Source organism: Mesorhizobium bavaricum, assembly GCF_056781655.1.
The window spans coordinates 755,446-776,318 of the sequence record NZ_CM165566.1 but is presented as its reverse complement, the minus strand read 5'-3'; the positions used below and the strand labels follow the sequence as shown (position 1 = coordinate 776,318).

The window sequence follows — 20,873 nt, the reverse complement described above, 5'->3', positions numbered from 1 at the left end:
ACCCGGGCGCAATTCCGTGGAACAAGAAGGTTCAGTTTTTTACCTGCCGGTCGGCAGGCAGGTCTTGCGCTTTGATGCGCTATCGAACCGGCAATTCCGGCCCGGCCCACACTGTCTGGCGGGAACGAACCCACGTTGCGAACCTGCCGGATTTGCGCGATAACTCGATCGGTCGCCGACCCTGTAACACATTGCTGAAAGGAATTGCAAGCTGTCTGCCCCTCCCGCAAACGATGCGGCCGCATCGCGCACGATGCTGCATACGGTCGCCAAGATGCACTACGAGGCGGAGATGTCGCAGGTCGATATCGCGCGGCGGCTCGGTGTCTCGACCGCCACCATATCGCGTCTCCTGCAGCGGGCGCGGGCGGAGGGCATCGTGCGGATCGAGGTTCTCGATATTGCAACGCCCGAGGTGATCACCATGCAGCTGATCGACGGGCTTGGGCTTCGCAATGCGGCGGTCATCGAGACGCCGGCAGCCGGCGCCCTGACGGCGCTCGGCGCACCGCTCGGCGCCTTGCTGAGGCAAGCCGAGCTGACCGCCGGCTCGGTCGTCGCCATCGGCTGGGGCCGCGCCGTCCGCGAGGTGATCCGCGCCGGCCTGCCGCGCATTCCCGGCGTTCTGACCGTCGCCGCCACCGGCGGCATGCAGCAGCAGGCGGCGCATTTCCAGATCAACGAGTTCGTGCGGCTGGCCGCCGAGGAATTCGGCGGCACACCGCATTTCATCCATGCGCCCTACCTGCCATCCACCGAATTGCGCGACGTCTTCCTTGGCGACGCGGCTATTCGTGACAGTGTCGCACTCTGGGACCGGACCGATGTCGCGATCGTCGGCATCGGCCTGCCGCATGCCATCAACCCACCCGAGGCGAGTGCGGCGACGCTGAGTGAGCAGGCGCTGTTTCAAGCGGCTGGAGATGTCCTTCGCCATTATTTCGATGCTGACGGCACCCTCATCGCGTGGGAAGGGGAGAGCCGGATGATCGCCATGTCGCCGGCCCAGCTTCGCGCCGTCCCGCTGGTGATCGGTGTTGCCGCCTCGCCGGAGAAGGCGACGGCCATCATCGGCGCCGTCCGCGCCGGGCTCATCAATGCCCTGATAACGGACACCAAGACGGCTCAGGCGATTCTCGAGGCGCTGTCACCTCGATAGTGTGGGGCGCGCCAGCTGCAAAATCACCCGTTGTGCCATCGGCGGGTTGAGGCGATAGTCTCGCGAGGGGCTCCACAGAGCAGACAGATGTCTGATTTTGAAAAGCGTTTCACCGGGGAAATACCCGGTTGCAATTTCTTTCAGCAAAGTGTTACAACCTTGCAGACCGGCCGCATACGCGCCGGGCAGCGCGGTTCCCTTGACCTTACGGAGGCGAGGAAACGGGACTGCTGATATCAGGCCGGTCGGTTTCGACCGGCTGATCCAACGACTTTTGGGGGCGCCTGGGAGGAGCTGCCCGTAACGCAAGCAGGCGAAACCCGAGTTCCGACCGTCAGTATATTTGCGATCCGTAGCCTAACGGGTTGACGGCCATTCCGATGTCAATCGCAAGGCAAATCTGCCAACACCATGAGGAGGATGTCATGAGGAAGATTGTTGCCGCGTTCGCGGCTCTCGCCATCAGCGCAACGGTGCTGATCGCGCCGGCACAGGCGCAGGACAAGAAGTACACCATTGCGCTCGTCCCGGGCCTGACCACCGATGGTTTCTACATCACCATGCGCAAGGGCGCCCAGGCCGCGGCCGATGCCCTTGGCGTGAACCTGGTTTTCCAGGGCGCCCCGGATTTCAATCCGGTCACGCAGGTCCCCGTGCTTGACGCGGTCATCGCCAAGAAGCCGGACGCCATCCTGATCGCGCCGACCGACAAGGTTCAATTGGTCGAGCCGCTGCGCAAGGCCAATGACGCCGGCATTCCGGTGATCACCGTCGACACCTTCATCGGCAGCGGCGTCTACCAGACCGGCGCCGGCGATGCGGATTTCCCGCTGGCCTACATTGCGTCGGATAATGTTCTGGGCGGCGAGATCGCCGCACGGGCCTTGGCCACCGCGATTGGCGACAAGGGCAAGGTCTACGTTTCGAACGTCAAGCCTGGCATCTCGACCACCGACCAGCGTGAAGAAGGCTTCAAGAAGGAGATGGCCAAGCATACGGGCATCACCGTGCTCGAGACCCAGTTCAACGACGACGACGCCAACAAGGCAGCCTCGCAGCTGCAGGCCGTGTTCGCGCGCAATCCCGATCTCGTCGGTGTGTTCGGCGCCAACCTGTTCTCCGCTCTTGGTGCCGCCAACGGCGTCAAGCAGGCCGGGCAGAGCGGCACCGTCAAGGTCGTGGCGTTCGACGCGCCGACCAGCATCGTCGACAACATCAACACCGGCCTGGTCGACGTTGCGATCGCCCAGCATCCGGCCGAGATCGGCTATTTCGGGGTCGTTTCGGCCTATGCACACCTGACCGGTCATTCGATCCCGGTTGCGATCGGCACCGGCTTCACGATCATGGACAAGTCCAACATCGCGGACCCGAACATTTCGAAGTACCTTTATTCCGAATGAGCCCCAAGGGGCTCTATTCCGAATGAGCCCAGCCGACCTGGTCTCCTGCCCGCCTGCCGGGAGGAGACCAGCGCCGGGTGACCCCGGGACCCTGTTTGACGGAGGCCGCGCCGCGGATCGGAACCATTCATGACTTCAACATCCCCAATCCAAGGCGAAACCCATGTCGCCCCTCAGGCGGATCATGGTGATCCGGCCAGGACGTTGCTCGGACGCATCGCCGAAGGCCGCGCCTGGCTGTTCCTCGCCGGCCTGATCATCTGCTTCGAGGTCTGGTCGCGGCTCTCCTTCGGCGCGACCTTCGTGCTCAACCCGTTCAACGTGCAGTCCATCGCGATCTTTGCCGTGGCGCCGCTGCTGCTTGCGACCGGGCAGACATTCGTCATCATTTCGGGAGGCATCGACCTCTCGCTGGGCTTCATCATGGGCCTTGCGGCCGTCATTGCCGCCCACGCCACCAACATGGCGGGCGCCGCGATCCCGCTGCCGCTGGCCATGCTGGCGGGCATTCTGGCCGCCGTGCTTGTCGCCGGCGTGCCGGGCGTCATCAACGGCCTTTTGATCTCGCGGCTCAGAATCCCGCCCTTCATCGGCACGCTTGGCATGTTCGGCGTGGCGCGCGGTGCTGCTTTCCTGCTGGCCGGCGGCACCACGGTGCCGGTGCAGAATTCCTGGTTCGCGCTGCTCGGCAACGGCAAGTTCTACGGCGTGCCCTATCTTGTCATGATCACTGCCGTCTTCGTCATCGTCATGCACTACATCCTGAGCCAGACCCGGTTCGGCCAGCACAACTACGCCATCGGCGCCAACGTGCAGGCGGCGCGTCGCGCCGGCATCGACATCAGGGGGCATATCCTGCGTCTCTACGTGCTTTCGGCGATGTGCGCCGGCCTCGGTGGCGCGCTCTATGCGGCGCGCTTCACCGCCGGTGCCGCCCAGGCCGGCGAGCCCTTGCTGCTCGACAGCGTCGCGGCCGTCGTGATCGGCGGCGCCAGCCTGTTCGGCGGATCCGGCACCATCTTCGGCACGGTCGCCGGTGCCCTGGTGATCGCGGTCATCCAGTACGGGCTGGTCTTCGTCAATGTCGAGCCGTTCTGGCAGTTCATCGCCGTCGGCGTCGTCATCATCATCTCCGTCCTTATCGACCAGGCGCAGCGCCGGTTCAGTGGAGCTCGCCAGGATGAATAATTCGCAACAAGCCATACCGCTTCTCGAAGTCCGCCACCTCTCCAAGCATTTTGGTGCCGTCCAGGCGCTCAACGATTTCTCCATGGTCGTGCGGCCGGGCGAGGTGGTGGCGCTGGCGGGCGACAACGGTGCCGGCAAGACAACGCTGATCAAGGCGATATCGGGGGTGTTTCAGCCGACGGGCGGCGAGATCCTGCTCAGCGGGCAGCCGGTGACCTTCGCGACACCGCAGGAGGCGCGCGAAAAAGGCATCGAGACCATCTACCAGGACCTGGCGCTGGCCGACAATTTGTCCATCGGCGCCAATATCTTCCTCGGCCGTGAACCGATGCGCAAGGCCTTCGGCTTCCTGCCGGTGCTCGACCGCAAGGCCATGGCCGTGGCCGCCAAGCAGACCATGGGGCGGCTGGACTTCCATGTCAGCCGGCTCGATGCCCCGGTCAGCAATTTCTCCGGCGGCCAGCGGCAGGCTGTCGCCATCGGCCGGGCCGTCTACTGGGACGCGCAGATCCTGATCATGGACGAACCGACCGCGGCACTTGGCGTGCCCGAACAGCGCAAGGTCATCGCGCTCATCCACCAACTCAAGGCGCAAGGTCGCGGCGTGATCTTCATCTCGCACAATCTGCAGGACATCTTCGCCGTTTCGGATCGCATCGTCGTGCTTCGGCGCGGCGTCCAGGCCGGGGAGCGCAAGATCTCGGAGACGAACCACGACGAAGTCGTCAAGCTGATGGTTGGCGGATAAGGCGCCGGCGCGCGAGCCGACGCTTTTAACCCGACGCTTCGCTCGAAGGGCACTCCAGCTTGGTGATCGTGCTCGGCTATGCCGCGCGAGACCGTGCTTTTGCCCGAGGCGGGAATGCCGTTGGCCAGCACCGCGAGCCTGGCGCCATATTATGCCGAGAGGGCGCCGAATATCACTTCTGTCTCGGCGACGAGCGTGCGCATCAACTGCTCTGCCGGAAGCTCCCGGTTCAATGAGGCAGCTTGCCCGTAGAGGTGAAAGCCGAAGTCCCCACGCCCCGTTGCGCGTTCGGCATCGCCGAGTGGGGTGCTGAGCGCGACCATTTGCGGGAAATCCGGAAGCCGCGTCCGGCGCTCTTCCATCTCGAGGACGTAGCGTGTGCGCCTCATCCGCGCCGCGCGGCCGGAAAAGGCATTGCTGACCATTGTGTCCATGTCGGTCGCAGACCGGATCAGGGCGCGGCGCGGCGCATCGGTGCCGGCCTCGTCGCAGGACAGAAAGCCAGTGCCGATCTGGACGCCGCTGGCGCCAAGGGCAAAGGCGGCCGCTATGCCTCGACCGTCGGCAATGCCTCCCGCGGCAATAATTGGAAGATCGATGGCATCCACGACCTGGGGAACCAGCGCCATCGTTCCCACGCCGTCACCTGAACCGTTCGGAACGTGAGAGCCGCGGTGCCCTCCCGCCTCCCATCCCTGGGCGATGACCGCGTCGGCTCCACTCTCGGCAAGCTTGCGCGCCTCGGCAACGGTCGTCGCCGAACTCAAGATCACGATACCGGCCTTCTTCAGTCTGGCGATCGCAGCCTGGTCCGGAATGCCAAAGTGGAAACTGACGACAGGCGGGTGCACCTCCAGCACGAGATCAAGCTTCGCTTCGTCGAAGCCCGGCCCGATCGGTGGAAGCCGCGCAGGCGGCGCGCCAAGCGACAGCTCCTCATAGTAGGGCCGCAACCTGTCGATGGTCTGTGCCAGGACGGTGTCACTCGTGTGGGGCTGCGGATAGACGAAGAAATTGAGATTAAACGGATTTTCCGTCCAGCCGCGCAGCTGGCGGACAACGTTGCGCAGAGCATCTGGCAGCATCGATGCGCAGCCGAGCGATCCCAACCCGCCGGCATTGCTCACTGCCGCGGCAAGTTCTGGCGTTGCCGAACCAGCCATCGGGGCCTGGATGATCGGATGCTCGATCTTCAGCAGATCGCATAGGCGACGGTTCGGCCACATGAGCGACGTTCCACTACCCAAGGGAGGATCGCACGAAATCGCAGCATAGGACTAGGTTGGGGTCAGGTCACCGGAATTATGTCGGCGCCACCACCCTTACGCTCTCCCGCTCCACCAGTGGGCACTCCAGCTTGGTGATGGGATACCGCCCCCGCCCCGGAGCCGCCGGCGCCTCCAGCTGTTCGATCGCCCATTGGCCCATCGCCATGTGCGGCAGGATCGAGGTCGTCAGCGGTGGAAAGAGATGGCGGGCGATTTCTTCGTCGTCGTAGCCGACGACGGAAATATCCTGCGGGATGTGCAGGCCGGCTTCCTTCAACGCCTCGTAGCAGCCGATCGCGGTGCGGTCGTTCTGGCAGAAGATGGCGGTCGGCCGGTCCTTCAGCGCCAGCAGCTTGACGGTCGCGGCATAGCCGGCGCTTGCCGACCAGTCGCCTTCGACCACCAGTTCCGGGTCGAACGGGATGTCGGCGGTGGCGAGCGCCCGGCGATAGCCCTTCAGCCGGTCCTGCGCGGCCTGCATCCAGGGTTCGCCGGTGATGGTGGCGATGCGGCGATGGCCGTGACTGATCAGATGGCGGGTGGAGCTCTGGCCGCCGGCGATCTCGCTCGGCACCACGGCCGGGAAGGCGTAGTCCGCCGTGTAGCAGTTGAGCAGGATCACCGGTATGTCGAGGCCGTAGAGATAATCGGGCGCGACGATCTCGCGGGTGAAGATGGTCATGTAGATCAGCGCCGAAATGCCTCGCTTGGTCAGAGCCGCGATGGCACGTGGCTCCATGACGGAATCGCCTAGCGTCTGCGCCACCAGCAGCACGTTGCCGGCATTCCACGAGGCTTGGCGTGCGCCCTCGATGGCGACCACGGCTTCCGGGCTGGTGGCGAGCTGATCGACGGCGAAGCCGATCACGCCGTCAAGCCCTTCGAAGGCTGGAAGCGGCTTTTGCAACGCCGAGAAGGCCGGCGGCGAATAGCCGAGCGCACGCGCGGCCTCGATCACCCGTTCGCGCGTCTGCTGCGACAGCTTGATGCCGGGCGAATTGTTGAGCACGAAGGAAACGGTCGCCTGCGAGCAGCCGGCGGCTCTCGCGATGTCGGTCATGGTGACGCGACCCCTGGCGCTCTTCGCCGGCGGCTTGCGCCGCCGCGCCGTATCAAGGGCTTCCGGATCCGTCGTCTCGCTCATGGCATCCCCAATCCTAGGCCTGTCTAGCGGCAGCCGGTCAGGCCGACAAGATGGCCTGACATTATCGATTTATAGGAATCGTCATCGCCATTTATATCTATTAGTGATCTAGTGGTCCATCCACAACGCCGTTACCTCAGTCCGAAACCCAAAAACCACAAGGCTCGGCTTGGATACGGCCAGCGCATCCGATTGCCGGCCGACATGCCCCGAAACCGCAGTATGCCCTGAAATATCGCCTCGCAACTAATACTGTTTACTAATACAATGATGCGCTGTACCGTCAATCCGTCGCGTCCGGCCCGGTTGGGTCGGGAGCGGAGGGAGTGAGCGTGAATGGCCTGATGGCGAGCGGATCCTATCTCCGCAAGCTTGTCTCGGACATGTGATATGTCAGACAAATCGGACTATTTACGAACGATGGATGAGTCTCTAAGGTCCGTGATCGTGGCTGGAACGCCGCCATTCTTTCGGTGTCGGGAACCCTTTGAGGAGGAGGGCGTCCAAGCTGCAAACGGCAAATCAGGTCAGTGCAAGATCGGTCAGTCGAACGACTGAACCAAACGGGAGGTTGAACATGAAATCCTTGATACGAAATGCATCCGTAGCCACAGCTGTGCTGCTGCTCGGCTTGTCGGCGACGGCAATCGCGCGCGCCGACGACAAGCCGACGCTGGCCTTTGTCGTCAACGGCGCTTCCGATTTCTGGAAGGCCGCCGAAGCCGGCGTCAAGAAGGCGCAAGGCGAGCTGCCGGACTACACCCTGGAGCTTAAATATCCCGAGCAGTCCTCGGTCGCCATCCAGCAGCGGCTGATGGACGATCTGGTGACGGCCGGCGTGAAGGGCATCATGGTCTCGGCGGTCGATCCGAAGACCTCCACCGATGGTCTCAACAAGATCGCCTCGCAAACGGCGCTGTTCACCACCGACAGCGACGCTCCGCAGACCAAGCGCGTCGCCTATATCGGCTCGTCCAATGTCGATGCCGGCAAGCAGGCGGCCGAGATCGCCAAGAAGGCGATGCCCAATGGCGGCAAGTGCCTCGGCTTCGTCGGCCTGCTCGGCGCCGACAATGCCAAGGAGCGCATCCAGGGCATGAAGGATGGGCTGGCCGGGACCAAGATCGAACTCATCGACGTGCGCGGCGACGACATCGACCAGGCCCGCGCCAAGAAGAATGTCGAGGACGCGCTGGTCGCCAGCCCCGACGTCACATGCATGGTCGGCTTCTACTCCTACAACACGCCGCGAATCTATGAAGCGCTGCGCGACGCCGGCAAGCTCGGCTCGATCACCGTCGTCGGCTTCGATGACGATCCGATCACGCTGGGTGGCGTCAAGGAAGGCACAGTTGCCGCCACCGTCGTGCAGCAGCCCTTCGAATGGGCCTATCAGGGCATGAAGCTGATGGCTGCCTATCTCAAGGGCGACAAGTCGGGCATCCCGGAGGGCGGCCTCATCATCATCCCGACCAAGATCATCGGCAAGGATGACGTCGACGCCTATGCCGCCAATCTGAAGGCGATGTCCGGAAACTGAGACCACAGGCAGTTCAGCCGGCTCAAGTTCGCCTTGAGCCGGCTGCTCGCATTGACGAACACCGTGAGGATCGTCAGTCTGAAGATGGACCAAAAACGGCCCACCGGCTGCTGTCAGGCATGATGAATTATTCCGACACATCCTTAACCGCGTCCATCCCGTTCCTCAGCCTCGAGAACGTGCGCAAGACCTATCCGGGCGTCGTCGCGCTCGATGGCTTCTCCATGGAGGTCAGGCCGGGCGAGGTCATCGGCCTCGTCGGCGAGAATGGCGCCGGCAAATCGACATTGATGAAGATCCTCGGCGGCGTCACCAGGCCCGACACCGGCACCGTCACCGTCGACGGCATCGCGCATGATGGGCTTTCCGTCGAAGCCAGTCTCGGTTCCGGCATCGCCTTCGTCCACCAGGAACTCAACCTGTTCGAGAATCTCGACGTTGCCGCCAACATCTTCTTCGGCCGCGAGCCGTTGCGCGCCGGGCCGCTCAAGCTCGTCGACCGCGCCAGGCTGCGCACCATGGTGGCGCCGCTGTTGAAGCGCGTCGGCGCCAATTTCTCCGCCGACACGCCGGTCTCCGCCTTGTCGCTGGCCCAGCAGCAGATGGTCGAGATCGCCAAGGCGCTCTCGATCAAGGCAAGGCTGGTCATCCTCGACGAGCCGACATCGAGCCTGCCTCTCGCCGAAACCGACAAACTGCTCGACGTCATCAAGGCGCTGAAGGCCGACGGCATCAGCGTCATCTTCATTTCGCACCGGCTGCACGAGGTCGAGCGTGTCGCCGACCGCGTCGTCGTGCTGCGCGACGGCATGCTCGCCGGTACGCTGCAGAAGAGCGTCATCAACCACGACCAGATGGTCAAGCTGATGATCGGCCGCATGCTGAAGGAGCGCGAGAAGGCTTCCGAGGCCGCGCGGGCGCCGGGCGCCGTCGCACTCTCGGCCAAAGCCATCCGCACCCCCGCCTATCCCGGCCGGCCGGTCGACCTCGATGTCAGGCGCGGCGAAATCCTCGGCCTTGCCGGGCTTGTCGGCTCCGGCCGCACCGAACTGGCGCGAGTGTTCTTCGGCATCGACAGCAGCCTTGGCGGCGCGCTCGAACTCGACGGCAAGCCGCTTGTGCTGGGCTCGGCGGCGGACGCCGTCGCGCACGGCATTTTCCTCGTGCCCGAGGACCGCAAGCTGACCGGCATCCTGCTCGACCTGTCGATCGCCCAGAACATCTCGCTGCCCAATCTTCCGGCGCATGCGCGCCGCTCCCTGGTTTCGGCAAGTGCCGAGACCGCCACCGCCGAGAAGCAGAAGACCAATCTCGGCATCAGGGCGCCGTCGGTGCAGACGCGCACCGGCACGCTATCGGGTGGCAACCAGCAGAAAGTCGTGCTCGGCAAGTGGCTCGCCATGAGCCCGAAGGTGATGATCCTCGACGAGCCGACACGCGGCATCGACATCGGCGCCAAGGCGGAAATCTACGGGCTGATGCGTGCACTCGCCGATGCCGGCGTCGCCGTGCTGATGATCTCCAGCGACATGGAGGAGGTGATCGGCGTATCCGACCGCATCGCCGTCATGCATGAGGGCCAGATCTCGGGCATTCTCGACAAGGAACAGTTCAGCCAGGAAAACGTGCTGCTGCTGGCGGTGGGCAAGCAGCCGAAATAGCTTTGTTCCGCCGCGGTCCGGTCGCGGGAAACACTTTGTAGAACCTGTTCAAGCAGGCGTTTGGGAGAAGACGATGAGCAAGAAAGATCTCGGCCTGCTGATCCTGATCCTGGTGGTCGGTGCCATCGTGGCGATCATCAACCCACGCTTCCTGTTGCCGATCAATCTCGCCAACACCTCGAACCTGATCGGCCTGTTCGGCATCCTGTCGATCGGCCAGGCCTTCGTCATCATCACCGGCGGCATCGAACTGTCGGTCGGCTCGGTGGTCGCGCTGCTGGGAACGCTATTCATCGACTTTATCGCCGTGCGCGATCTGGACTGGCCGCTGGCCTTCGTGCTGATCATCGCGCTCGGCGCCATCATCGGCCTGGTGCACGGCTGGCTGATCACGCGGCTCAAGCTGCAACCCTTTGTCGTCACGCTGTGCGGCCTGCTGATCTACCGTGGCGTCGCCCGTTTCTACACCGCCGACGGCACCGCCGGCTTCGCCTTCGGCCAGAATTTTCCCGAGCTCGAATTCCTGACGGCCGGCCGCTCCTGGGGCGTGCCGAACAGCTTCATCGCGCTGATCGTCATCGCCATCGTCATGTGGGTGGTGTTGCACCGCTCGGTGTTCGGCCGCTACCTCTATGCCATCGGTAAGAATGAGGAGGCGGCAAAATATTCCGGCATCCGCACCGGCCGCGTCGTCATGGCCGCCTATGTCATCTGCGGCGTGCTGACGGCGCTGTCGGCGATCTATTTCGCCATGTACACGCGCTCGATCTCGCCGGCCAGCCACGGCCAGTTCTACGAGCTCTACGCCATTGCCGCGGCGGTGCTCGGCGGCTTCTCGCTGCGTGGCGGCGAGGGCTCGCTGATCGGCGTCATCCTGGGCACGGTGCTGCTGCAGGAACTGCAGAACCTCGTCAATCTGCTCGGCATCCCGTCCTCCCTCAACTTCGCGGTGATGGGCGGCGTCATCCTCATCGGCGTGCTGGTCGACCAGCAATGGGGCGTGTTCCGGGCACGGCGGCTGATGGTCGATGCCTCCCGCAAAAACGTCGCCGGTGCGGCCGCGGAGTAACGTCGGGTCAAATGCTAGATCAGGCCCGACATGTCTGAGAAGGCCATCGCCTTGCGCAGCACTTCGGCGAAACGCTCGCCGGCCGCCTCGCGCGGGCCGCTGTTGTCGATCGAGGTGACGCCTGGTCCCGACAAGGTCACATTGGCGCTGCGCGCCAGCCGCGCCAGCACCTCGCCGCGCGACTCGCGGCCGCGCATCGCCAGCCGTTCGGCCAGCACCTCCGGCGAGGCGGTGACCTCGACAACGGCCAGATTGGCATAGCGTTCGCGCAGGACCGGGATGATCCCACGCGACACGTTGGCGACGGCGACACGGCCGTTGGCGACCGACCAGTCGACATCGGCCGGGATGCCATAGCGCAAGCCATGCGCCTCCCAGGAAATGGCGAAGGCGCCATCGGCTTCGGCTTCGACGAAGGCAGCGTCGGCCAGCGTGTCGTGATCCTCGCTCGCGGCGTCGCTCGGCCTTGTGATGACGCGGCGAACGAACTCCAGCCGGGTCTCGTCGGCAAAGCGGGCGCGGGCGTAGCCGATCACCGTATCCTTGCCGGCGCCGCTTGGGCCGACAACGGCGACGAAGACGCCGTCGCGGATCGGAAACGTCTCGGCGGACAATTCACGCTCGATCAACGCCGACACCATCATGCTACGCGCCGTCCCTGCCGCCAGACCGTGCGCACGACCGGAACATGGTCGTCGACACGCACGCGCACCAGGTCGGCGCGGCGGCCCTGTTCGATGATGCCGCGGTCGGTCAGCCCGACCGCTTCGGCCGGGTTCTTCGAGACCATGGCGACCGCCTGCGGCAGGGAAATGCCTTCGACGACGTCGCCGAGGAAGAACGCCGACTGGATCAGGCTGAACGGAATGTAGTCGGACGACAAGATGTCGAGCAGGCCGTCGCTGGCCAGCGTGCGGGCCGAGACATTGCCCGAATGCGAGGCGCCGCGCATGACGTTGGGCGCACCCATCAACACGCCGAGCCCGGCCGCTTTCGAGGCCCTGGCGGCTTCTTGCGTGGTCGGAAACTCGGCGACGCGCACGCCCTGTTCGATCGCCTCGCCGACATGGCCGATCGTGGCGTCGTCATGGCTTGCCAGCACGATGCCGCGCTCATGGCAGGCGGCGGCGATCACCGCCCGATTCGGTGCCGAATTGCGCGCCGATTCCCCCATCCGCTTTTCGCAGAACAGTTTGAAGTCGCGGTCGGTCAGCTTCAGCTTGCGCTGGTAGTAGTAGGCATAGGTTTCGAGGTTGACGAACTGGCGCTGGCCGGGCGCATGGTCCATCAGCGACGCCAGCTTGACGCGCTCGTCGCCGTCGAAATTGGCGAAGGCCTTGAGGCAGTCCGGCGCCGAAACCTCGCAGCGCAGATGGATGAAATGGTCGGCCCGCAGACGATCCTGCTGGACACTGTCCTCGATCGCGTCGGTCAGCTTGCGGATGTCGTCCGATGTCAGGTCGGCGTCCTCGTCCATGCCGACGCGCAAGGCGTCCAGCACGGTGGTGATGCCGGCGGTTGCCACCTGCGCGTCGTGGGCAAGCACGGCGGCGATCGGGTTCCAGCGCACCTTCGGCCGCGGCGCGTAGTGGCCTTCGAGATGATCGGTGTGGAGTTCGACCAGCCCGGGGATGATATAGTCGCCGCCCATGTCCTCGCCGGCCATGTTCCCGCCGGTTTGGCCGGCGCCGGCATCGATGCCGGCGATAAAGCCGTCGCGCAGCACCAGCGAACCCTCGACGATCTCGTCGGCAAGCACGATGCGGGCGTTGGTAAGAACAGTCTCGGCGGTCATTTCAGGCAGTCCTTGCTTGGTTCCGGCAGGGGTTCTTCAGGCAGTTCTTTTGGCCGGGCGGCGCCCGAGCGCGTGATGGGAGAGCACCATGAATGGTGCGCCCGGTTCGGTTTCGACAAACAGCGTCAGCGCATCCACCAGCACCGGCTGTTGCAGCACGTCGGCGAACAGGCTGTCGATTGCTAGGCGAAGACGAGGGCTTTCCTGTGGCTCCGCCCGGCCGGACAGCGTCATGTGGAAGCGAAAGGTCTCGAAGACGTAGGGATAGCCCCACTGGCACAGATTGCGGAACTCGGCCGGCTTCAGCGAATCCGGGCTGCGTCGCTCGATTTCCGCCTCGGTCAACGGCGCGCGAAAACGGTCGAAACCGAGCACGACGTCATCGGCGAAACGGTTGAGCGCAGGCAGCGGTCCTTCCGGCACCAGCGCAAAGAAGCTGTCGATCTGGCTGGCGACAAGGCGCGGGATCGTCACCACCGGCGTCGCTTCGGCAAAATGGTCGAGTGCGGCGCGCAGCGAGGCCTCCGTCTCGTTGGCCGCCAGGCGGAACGGTGCTTTCAGCGTCGCGTGAAAACCGTAGCGCCGCGCCGAAGCGGTGTGGAAGGCGACTTCCGCCGCCGATAGATCGGCCACCGCCTCCACCGGCCTTGTCGCGGCCCCAAACGGGTCGCGCCCCAGCCAATTGGCGGCGATCCGCGCCAGCGGCTCGTCCTGCCGGGGGGTGAAATAAATGGCGTAGCGCATGAGAAGTCCTCGTCAGTTCCGCTGCCATAGGTGATTTCCATGACGGATTGACGAAGCTTTGAAGGGTTTTCGAGGGCAAATCGACCCGGCGGGGTCCTTAGCCGACGATTTTTCCAAGCTGGACCAATAGCTTCACCCGAAAGGTATGACCGATCAGGCCTTCATCAACCATTCGTGCTCGGGCGCGTTGTGGAATTTCCACGTCCGCTTCGGCCCGGCCATCACGTTGAGATAGTAGAGGTCATAGCCATGGCAGGCGGCGCAGGGGTGATAGCCCTCGGGTACCATCACCACATCGCCATCCTCGATCGCCATCGCCTCGTCGAGTGCGCGATGGCCGTTCTTGTCGGCGTCGGTGTAGACGCGCTGGAAGGCAAAGCCCTGCGGCGGATTGAGGCGATGATAATAGGTTTCCTCGAGATAGGATTCGGCCGGCAGGTTGTCCTGATCATGCTTGTGCGGCGGGTAGCTCGACGTGTGGCCGCCGGGCGTGATGACCTCGACCACCAGCAGTGAATCGGCCGGCTTGCCCTCCGGCAGTATGTTTGTGACGTAGCGCGTGTTGGTGCCTTTGCCGCGCACCTCCTGGCCGAGATCGTCCGGTCCGATCACGCGCACCGGCAGACCGCCGCCAAGACCTGGCGCCGAGCAGACCGCGAGTTCCAGTTCGGTGTCGGCCGTTACCGACCAACCGGAGCCTTCCGGTATATAGACCGACCACGGCTTGCCCTCGAAGGGCGACATGCGCTCGCCCAGCAGGCCGAGGTCCTTGCCGCCGGCGGACGCCGTGCCCTTGCCGGTGACGAACACCAGGCAGACCTCGCGATCGTCCGTTTTTCCCGAGGCGCTCTCGCCGGGCTTCAGCCGATGCAGGTCGAAACCGACATAGGTCCAGCCTGCGATCTGCGGCGTCACATGGGCGACGCGGCCATGGCCCTTGTTGGCCTTCACCAGCAGCTTCGACATCCGGTTCACTCCTTCGGTTCGGGCTCGGCCGCTGCCTTGCTCTCGTCGGCCGGTTTGTAGAGATAGAAGAATTGCCAGACGGCGTAGCCGGCGAAGCCGAGCGCGAGCACGCCCCAGAACGGCGTGCCGGTGGCGAATTCGATGATCGACCAGATGACGCAGACCGCGACGACGGCGACACGCCGCCACAAAGGCCGGAAAAATGGGTGCTCGGAATCTTTCATCCGACCAACCTACAGCAACCCGGCGTCGCCGAGAACCAGCGCGTCTGGCATTGGCAAAGCCCTGGGCATTGGGAAAGCCCTAGGCATTGGGAAAGCCTTGTGTCTCGACCGTATAGCCGGCCGCCGTCATCACCCGCATCAATTCCTTGTGGCCAACCTGCGCCATCCTGAGCGGTGGATTCTTCTTCGGGTCCTGCTCGGCCTCGACCACGAACCAGCCCTCATAGCCATGATCCGCGAACCGCTGCACGATGGCGCCGAAATCCAGCGAGCCGTCACCCGGCACCGTGAAGGCGCCGAGCGCAACGGCATCGAGGAAGGACTGCTTCGTGCGAACGAGCTTGTCGATCACTTCCATGCGCACGTCCTTCACATGCACATGGCTGATGCGCTTGTGATGGTTGTCGATGGCGCGCAGGACATCGCCGCCGGCAAAGGCCAGGTGCCCGGCATCGAGCAGCAGCGGAATGCCGGCTCCGGAATAATTCATGAAGGCATCGAGTTCCGGCTCGGTCTCGACCACCGCGGCCATGTGGTGGTGATAGGAAAGCGGCATGCCTTGATCGGCGCACCATTCGCCGAATTCGGTGAGGCGTTTCGCATAGGCCTTCATCTCGTCGTCCGACAGCTTCGGCTTGGTCGCAAGCGGCTTCGAGCGGTCGCCCTGGATCGAGCGGCCGACCTCGCCATAGACGATGCAAGGCGCGTTCACCGCCTTGAACAGATCGATCATCGGCTGGATGCGATCCTTGTTGTCAGCCATCTCCCCTTCGACCAGCGTGCCAGAGAACCAGCCGCCGCACAGCGTCACGTCGGCTGCCTTCAGGATCGGCAGCATGACATCCGGATCATTGGGAAAGCGCCGGCCCATCTCCATGCCAGTGAAGCCGGCCGAGCGCGACTGGCGCAAACACTCCTCCAGCGACACGTCGTCGCTGAGTTCGGCAAGATCGTCGTTCCACCACGCAATGGGGGACATGCCCAGTTTGGCTTTCAAGTCGTCACTCCGGTTTCAGACCATTCGGACCGGGTTCGCCCGGTCATTTTCAAATCAAGGCAGCGTTGGCATCAATCGCCGATGGTTTGCATCTGCCGCTTCTCGTCATAGGCCTTGCGCGCCGCGTTCACCTGGGCTCGCGTCGACACTTCCGGCACCGCCACATCCCACCAATGGCCGCCGGCGTCGGTGGAAACCAGCGGATCGGTGTCGATGACCAGCACGGTCGTGCGGTTGTTCTTCCTTGCCTTTTCCAGCGCGTTTTCCAGCCCGGCGATCGACGGCACTTTCTCGGCGATCGCGCCCATGCTCGCCGCATGTGCGGCGAAGTCGATATCGGGCAGGACCTCGTGGCGCGAGTCCTTCAGGAGATTGTTGAAGGTGGCGCCGCCGGTCGCCATCTGCAGCCGGTTGATGCAGCCATAGCCGCGATTGTCGAGCAGCACGATGGTCAGCTTGAGGCCGAGCATCACCGAGGTGGCGATCTCGGAATTCAGCATCAGGTAGGAGCCGTCGCCGATCATGACGACGACCTCGTCGTTGGGCTTCGCCATCTTGGTGCCGAGCCCGCCGGCAATCTCGTAGCCCATGGTCGAGAAGCCGTATTCGGCGTGGTAGGAGCCGGGGGCGCCCGCTTGCCAGAGCTTGTGCAGTTCGCCGGGCAGACCACCGGCGGCATGCAGCAGCGTCACGCCAGTGCCCATCGCACGCTGCACGGCGCCGATCACTTGCGCGTCGGAAGGATAGGCGGCATTGGTCGACGCCGTCACCTTGGCGGCCTCGGCCTGCCAGGCCGTCTTGCCGGTGGCCGCATTGTCGGTCCAGCTTGCCGGCGCCTTCCAGCCCTTCAGCGCCGCGCCGAGCTCGGCCAGCCCCTCCGCCGCATCGGCGACCAGTGGCAGCGCCCGATGCTTGCCGGCGTCGAACGGCTGCACGTTGAGCCCGATGATGGTCTTGCCGGAGTTCTTGAACAACGCCCACGAGCCGGTGGTGAAATCCTGCAGGCGCGTGCCGATGGCCAGCACGACATCGGCTTCTTCAGCCAGCCGGTTGGCGGCCGAGGTGCCGGTGACGCCGACCGCCGCCATGTTGAGCGGATGATCGTCCGGCAGCGAGGATTTGCCGCCTTGCGTCTCGCAGACCGGAACGCCGGCGCCTTGCGCGAATTTCGCCAACTCGTGCGAAGCCTGGGAATAGAGGACGCCGCCGCCGGCGATCACCAGCGGCTTCTTCGCGCCCTTGAGCGCCGCCACCGCGGCGGCAAGCTCATGGCGGTCCGGGCGCGGCCGGCGCTGATGCCAGACCCGCTCGGCAAAGAAGCTCTCGGGATAATCATAGGCCTCGGCCTGCACGTCCTGGCACAGCGACAGCGTCACCGGGCCGCAATCGGCCGGATCGGTCAGCACCTGCATCGCGCGGGTCAGCGCCGGGATGATCTGCTCCGGCCGCGTGATCCGGTCGAAATAGCGAGACACCGGACGGAAGCAGTCATTGACCGTCGCCGTGCCGTCGGAGAAATCCTCCGCCTGCTGCAGCACCGGATCGGGGATGCGGTTGGCGAAGACATCGCCGGGCAGAAACAGAACCGGCAGCCGGTTGACGTGGGCCAGTGCCGCCGCCGTCACCATGTTGAGCGCGCCGGGGCCGATCGATGACGTCGCAGCCATGAAGCGGCGGCGGAAATTGGCCTTGGCATAGGCGATCGCCGCATGCGCCATCGCCTGTTCGTTGTGGGCGCGGAAGGTCGGCAACTCGTCGCGCACCTGGTAGAGCGCTTCGCCGATGCCGGCGACATTGCCATGGCCGAAAATCGCCCAGACGCCGCCGAAGATCGGGACTTTCTTGCCGTCGATCTCGGTCATCTGCTTGCTGAGAAAGCGGGTCAGCGCCTGCGCCATCGTCAGGCGGATTGTCTTGCTCATGGTATTTTCCTCCGCAGTCCTATGCCGCGCCTTCTTATGCTGCTTTGCGGCCGCGCGCGGCAAGCCACGCTTCGGTCAGCTGTTCGAAGCGCGACGCCATGTCGGCGATCGCCTCGTCATCCGACATCTTGCCGGCCAGCCATTGTTCGGCCGCGTGGACGAAGATGGTGCGGCCGACGGCAAACCCCTTGACGATGGGCGCCTTGGCGGTGGCGGCGAACGCCGCTTCCAGCTCGTCTTGCGGCGCTTCCAGCCCGAGCAGCACGACGCCGCGGCACCACGGATCGTGCTTCAGGATCACCGCTTCGATCTTGGCCCACGCAGCCGCCGAAGCCTGCGGTTCGAGCTTCCACCAGTCCGGCTTGATGCCGAGCGCGTAGAGTTCCTCCAGCGCGCGCGGAATGGTCGTGTCGTCGAGCTTGCCGTGCTTGCCGGCGATGATCTCGACGAGGAGTTCTCGGCCTACTTTCCGCGCCGCCTCGAACAGCGCGCGCAGCTTCTGCTGCTGCTCTTCCTTGAGCGCCGCCGGATCGTCGGGATGATAGAAGCACAGGCACTTGATGCAGTGGTCGACCGGCCATTCGACAAGCTGCGAGCCGATGTCCTGCGAGAATTCAAAGCGCAGCGGCCGTGAGCCCGGCAATTCGACCGGCCGCCCGAGCCAGGCGAAGGGATGGCGGGCGAATTCGAACATCGCCTCGCGGCCATGCTTCTCGTCGATCAGCATGCCATAGCCGTCGCGGCCGGCAGCGACCTTCGCCGCCGCCTTGACCGCCAGCACCTTGAAGTCGCGGATTCGTGCGGGATCGGCACCGGCCTTCGCCGCCACATCCTCGAGCTGGATGCGGTGGTCGCAGGCGAGCGCCATCAGCGAGGGAACGTCGCGCCGGCGGGTGGTCGCCCAATGAATATGGTTGATCGCCTCGTCCTTGCGCAGCGCCAGGTGCTTGCTGCCGTTCTTGAGGAAGAACTGCAATTCCTCGAAGGTCGGATATTCCGGCGCACAGAGCAGCCGCGACACGGCAAAGGCGCCGCACGCATTGGCCCAGGTCGCCGCCGTGGCATGATCTTCCCCACCCAGCCAGCCGCGCAGGAAGCCGGACATGAAGGCATCGCCAGCGCCCAGCACATTGTAGATCTCGATCGGAAAACCCTTGCCGACGATGCCGTCTTCCAGATCGTCGCTGATCGGCCCGTCATAGACGATGCAGCCCATGGCGCCGCGTTTCAGAACGATGGTCGCCGCAGACAGCGAGCGGATCGTCTTCAATGCGCTTAGGCAGTCGTCGGCGCCCGACGCAATCATGATCTCTTCCTCGGTGCCGACGATCAGGTCGCAATCGGGCAGTACAGTCTTCAACTGGGCCGAGACCCGGTCCGACTTGACATAGCGCTCGAACCCTTCGGCATGGCCGGCCAGACCCCAGAGGTTCGGCCGATAGTCGATGTCGAACACGACCTTGCCGCCCTTGGCCTTGATGATGCGGATGGCCTTGCGCTGGGCGGCATCGCTGTTGGGGCGGGAAAAATGCGTGCCGGTGACGACGATGGAGCGCGCCGAGGCGATGAAGGCCTCGTCGATGTCTTCCGGCGCCAGCGCCATGTCGGCGCAGTCCGAGCGGTAGAAGATCATCGGCGAAACGCCTTCGTCCTCGACCGACAGCAGCACCAGCGCGGTCAACCGCTCCTTGTCGGTCTTCAGCCCGTCGACGTTGACGCCTTCGCGCTTGAGCTGTTCGCGAATGAAGCGGCCCATCTGCTCGTCGCCGACGCGGGTGAGCAGCGCCGAGCGCAGTCCGAGCCTGGCCGTGCCGACCGAGATGTTGGCCGGGCAGCCGCCGACCGACTTGGCGAACGAGGTGATGTCCTCCAGCCGCGAGCCGATCTGCTGGCCATAAAGGTCGACGGAAGCACGCCCGATGGTGATGACGTCGAGCGGCGCCTGTTTCGCGTCCACGGCTTCGCTCATTGGAACCTCCCGTCGGCCTTGTTGTTTTGGGGTACACGCGCGAGCGGCAGCGTGGCGCCGGGGAATATGAAATAATAATTCCAATCCATAGTCAATATGGAATGAGCATTCCTTTGCCTAAAATTGCCTTTGAGGTGGCTGCTAGACCTTGCGTCTCTTACTTGTGCTGCGCCGCTTCTCGCCGACGCCGACGGTCAGCGCCATGGCCAGAGCCATCGTCGCCGACAGCGAGCGGAAGCCGGCGAAATCCGCCTCGGCAACCTCGAACCAGACGCTGGCGAACTGCGCGAGCGGTGAGAACGAGCTGTCGGTGATGGCGACGATCGGCACGCCCTGTTCCGAAATGCTGCGTGCCTCCTCGATGGTGGCCGGCGCGTAGGGCGAGAAGCTTATGGCGATGACGGCATCCGCCGGCGTGGCGAATGCGATCATCTCGGCGTTCAGCCCGGCCGCGGATTCGATCAGCTGGTTGCGGATCTTCAATTTGCCCAGCGCGTAGGCGATGTAGGACGCCACCGGATAGGAACGGCGCTTGGCCAGCACGTAGATGGTCTCCGCCTTTGCCAGCAGGGAAATCGCGTCTTCCAGATGCGCGTCGTCCAAGGTGCGCGAAATGTCGTTGAGCGAGGTGCTGGCGGCGGCGACGAAGCCGTCGAAGATTGCCCGGTGGCCGGCGCCGCCTTCGGCCTTGACGCGCAAGGCCTGCAGGCGTTCGTCATAGGATGAATTGCGCTCGCGCAACCGCTCGCGAAACACCTGCTGCAGGCTGGTGAACCCGTCGAAGCCGAGCTGCTGGGCGAAGCGGATCAAGGTCGACGGCTGCACGCCCGCCGACGCAGCGATGCTGGCGGCGGTGCCGAAGGCGATGTCATCGGGATTGTCGAGCGCATAGGCGGCGATCTGGGCGATGCGCTTCGGCAGGCTTTCGCGCCGGTCCAGGATGGTGGCGCGCAGCGTCTCGAAATCGCGAGGTACCCGTTCGTCCATCGTCGCTCTGTCCAGGCTCATCTATATGGGTACCCTCTCTGCCCCATCATAGCGAGCCTGCGCAAGAACGCCATAATAAATGAGGCAGA

Annotated in this window: 18 protein-coding genes; 7 read left to right on the top strand and 11 right to left on the bottom strand. The window is 64.3% G+C overall.

Annotated features, from left to right (window positions below; translation table 11 throughout):
* Positions 1 to 253 precede the first annotated feature (253 nt).
* The 4 genes from AC1RZR_RS03690 (at position 254) to AC1RZR_RS03675 (ending at position 4,498) form a co-directional block, all read left to right on the top strand.
* Positions 254 to 1,159 (top strand): sugar-binding transcriptional regulator, encoded by a 906-nt coding sequence (locus AC1RZR_RS03690; RefSeq protein ID WP_481827669.1) that lies wholly within the window; start codon positions 254 to 256, stop codon positions 1,157 to 1,159.
* A 425-nt stretch (positions 1,160 to 1,584) separates the two neighbouring features.
* On the top strand, positions 1,585 to 2,562 hold the full coding sequence (locus AC1RZR_RS03685; RefSeq protein ID WP_379104711.1) for an ABC transporter substrate-binding protein: 978 nt from the start codon (positions 1,585 to 1,587) through the stop codon (positions 2,560 to 2,562).
* A gap of 129 nt (positions 2,563 to 2,691) precedes the next feature.
* The gene (locus AC1RZR_RS03680) at positions 2,692 to 3,750 is read left to right on the top strand and encodes an ABC transporter permease subunit (protein ID WP_477268180.1); all 1,059 of its coding nucleotides are present in this window, start codon (positions 2,692 to 2,694) and stop codon (positions 3,748 to 3,750) included.
* Positions 3,743 to 4,498: an ATP-binding cassette domain-containing protein gene (locus tag AC1RZR_RS03675; protein WP_481827668.1), complete on the top strand. Its 756-nt coding sequence runs from the start codon at positions 3,743 to 3,745 to the stop codon at positions 4,496 to 4,498. Before AC1RZR_RS03680 ends, AC1RZR_RS03675 begins: the two co-directional genes overlap by 8 nt.
* A gap of 149 nt (positions 4,499 to 4,647) precedes the next feature.
* Here AC1RZR_RS03675 and AC1RZR_RS03670 read toward each other — a convergent pair whose 3' ends face one another.
* Together AC1RZR_RS03670 and AC1RZR_RS03665 are read right to left on the bottom strand one after the other, a co-directional pair.
* Complete coding sequence (locus AC1RZR_RS03670) at positions 4,648 to 5,724, bottom strand: NAD(P)H-dependent flavin oxidoreductase (RefSeq protein ID WP_481827667.1); 1,077 nt, start codon at positions 5,722 to 5,724, stop codon at positions 4,648 to 4,650.
* 76 nt (positions 5,725 to 5,800) lie between these two features.
* Complete coding sequence (locus tag AC1RZR_RS03665; RefSeq protein WP_477268174.1) at positions 5,801 to 6,910, bottom strand: LacI family DNA-binding transcriptional regulator; 1,110 nt, start codon at positions 6,908 to 6,910, stop codon at positions 5,801 to 5,803.
* A 577-nt stretch (positions 6,911 to 7,487) separates the two neighbouring features.
* On the opposite strand from AC1RZR_RS03665, the gene AC1RZR_RS03660 reads away from it, so the two are divergent.
* The 3 genes from AC1RZR_RS03660 to AC1RZR_RS03650 all read left to right on the top strand — a co-directional run bounded on the left by AC1RZR_RS03660 (position 7,488) and on the right by AC1RZR_RS03650 (position 11,180).
* Positions 7,488 to 8,450 (top strand): sugar-binding protein, encoded by a 963-nt coding sequence (locus AC1RZR_RS03660; protein ID WP_477268172.1) that lies wholly within the window; start codon positions 7,488 to 7,490, stop codon positions 8,448 to 8,450.
* A 122-nt stretch (positions 8,451 to 8,572) separates the two neighbouring features.
* The gene (locus AC1RZR_RS03655; protein ID WP_481829011.1) at positions 8,573 to 10,111 is read left to right on the top strand and encodes a sugar ABC transporter ATP-binding protein; all 1,539 of its coding nucleotides are present in this window, start codon (positions 8,573 to 8,575) and stop codon (positions 10,109 to 10,111) included.
* A gap of 73 nt (positions 10,112 to 10,184) precedes the next feature.
* On the top strand, positions 10,185 to 11,180 hold the full coding sequence (locus AC1RZR_RS03650; protein ID WP_379104723.1) for an ABC transporter permease: 996 nt from the start codon (positions 10,185 to 10,187) through the stop codon (positions 11,178 to 11,180).
* A 14-nt stretch (positions 11,181 to 11,194) separates the two neighbouring features.
* Here the strand turns inward: AC1RZR_RS03650 and phnN are convergent, their stop codons facing one another.
* The 9 genes from phnN to AC1RZR_RS03605 all read right to left on the bottom strand — a co-directional run bounded on the left by phnN (position 11,195) and on the right by AC1RZR_RS03605 (position 20,784).
* Positions 11,195 to 11,824, bottom strand: coding sequence for a phosphonate metabolism protein/1,5-bisphosphokinase (PRPP-forming) PhnN (phnN, locus tag AC1RZR_RS03645; protein ID WP_481827666.1), 630 nt, complete (start codon positions 11,822 to 11,824; stop codon positions 11,195 to 11,197).
* Positions 11,821 to 12,975 (bottom strand): alpha-D-ribose 1-methylphosphonate 5-triphosphate diphosphatase, encoded by a 1,155-nt coding sequence (locus AC1RZR_RS03640; RefSeq protein WP_481827665.1) that lies wholly within the window; start codon positions 12,973 to 12,975, stop codon positions 11,821 to 11,823. The genes phnN and AC1RZR_RS03640 overlap by 4 nt, the downstream gene beginning before the upstream one ends.
* 36 nt (positions 12,976 to 13,011) lie before the next feature.
* Complete coding sequence (locus AC1RZR_RS03635; RefSeq protein ID WP_481827664.1) at positions 13,012 to 13,719, bottom strand: DUF1045 domain-containing protein; 708 nt, start codon at positions 13,717 to 13,719, stop codon at positions 13,012 to 13,014.
* A 153-nt stretch (positions 13,720 to 13,872) separates the two neighbouring features.
* Positions 13,873 to 14,685: a 5-deoxy-glucuronate isomerase gene (iolB, locus tag AC1RZR_RS03630; RefSeq protein ID WP_481827663.1), complete on the bottom strand. Its 813-nt coding sequence runs from the start codon at positions 14,683 to 14,685 to the stop codon at positions 13,873 to 13,875.
* Positions 14,686 to 14,690: 5 nt separating this feature from the next.
* A complete protein-coding gene (locus tag AC1RZR_RS03625; protein ID WP_477268161.1) occupies positions 14,691 to 14,909 on the bottom strand; it encodes a DUF3329 domain-containing protein in 219 nt (72 codons plus the stop codon).
* A gap of 79 nt (positions 14,910 to 14,988) precedes the next feature.
* The gene (gene iolE / locus AC1RZR_RS03620) at positions 14,989 to 15,906 is read right to left on the bottom strand and encodes a myo-inosose-2 dehydratase (protein ID WP_481827662.1); all 918 of its coding nucleotides are present in this window, start codon (positions 15,904 to 15,906) and stop codon (positions 14,989 to 14,991) included.
* A 71-nt stretch (positions 15,907 to 15,977) separates the two neighbouring features.
* The gene (iolD, locus tag AC1RZR_RS03615) at positions 15,978 to 17,828 is read right to left on the bottom strand and encodes a 3D-(3,5/4)-trihydroxycyclohexane-1,2-dione acylhydrolase (decyclizing) (RefSeq protein WP_481827661.1); all 1,851 of its coding nucleotides are present in this window, start codon (positions 17,826 to 17,828) and stop codon (positions 15,978 to 15,980) included.
* A 34-nt stretch (positions 17,829 to 17,862) separates the two neighbouring features.
* A complete protein-coding gene (locus AC1RZR_RS03610) occupies positions 17,863 to 19,797 on the bottom strand; it encodes a bifunctional 5-dehydro-2-deoxygluconokinase/5-dehydro-2-deoxyphosphogluconate aldolase (protein WP_477268154.1) in 1,935 nt (644 codons plus the stop codon).
* Positions 19,798 to 19,938: 141 nt separating this feature from the next.
* The gene (locus AC1RZR_RS03605; RefSeq protein ID WP_477269784.1) at positions 19,939 to 20,784 is read right to left on the bottom strand and encodes a MurR/RpiR family transcriptional regulator; all 846 of its coding nucleotides are present in this window, start codon (positions 20,782 to 20,784) and stop codon (positions 19,939 to 19,941) included.
* Between the last annotated feature and the right edge of the window lie 89 nt (positions 20,785 to 20,873).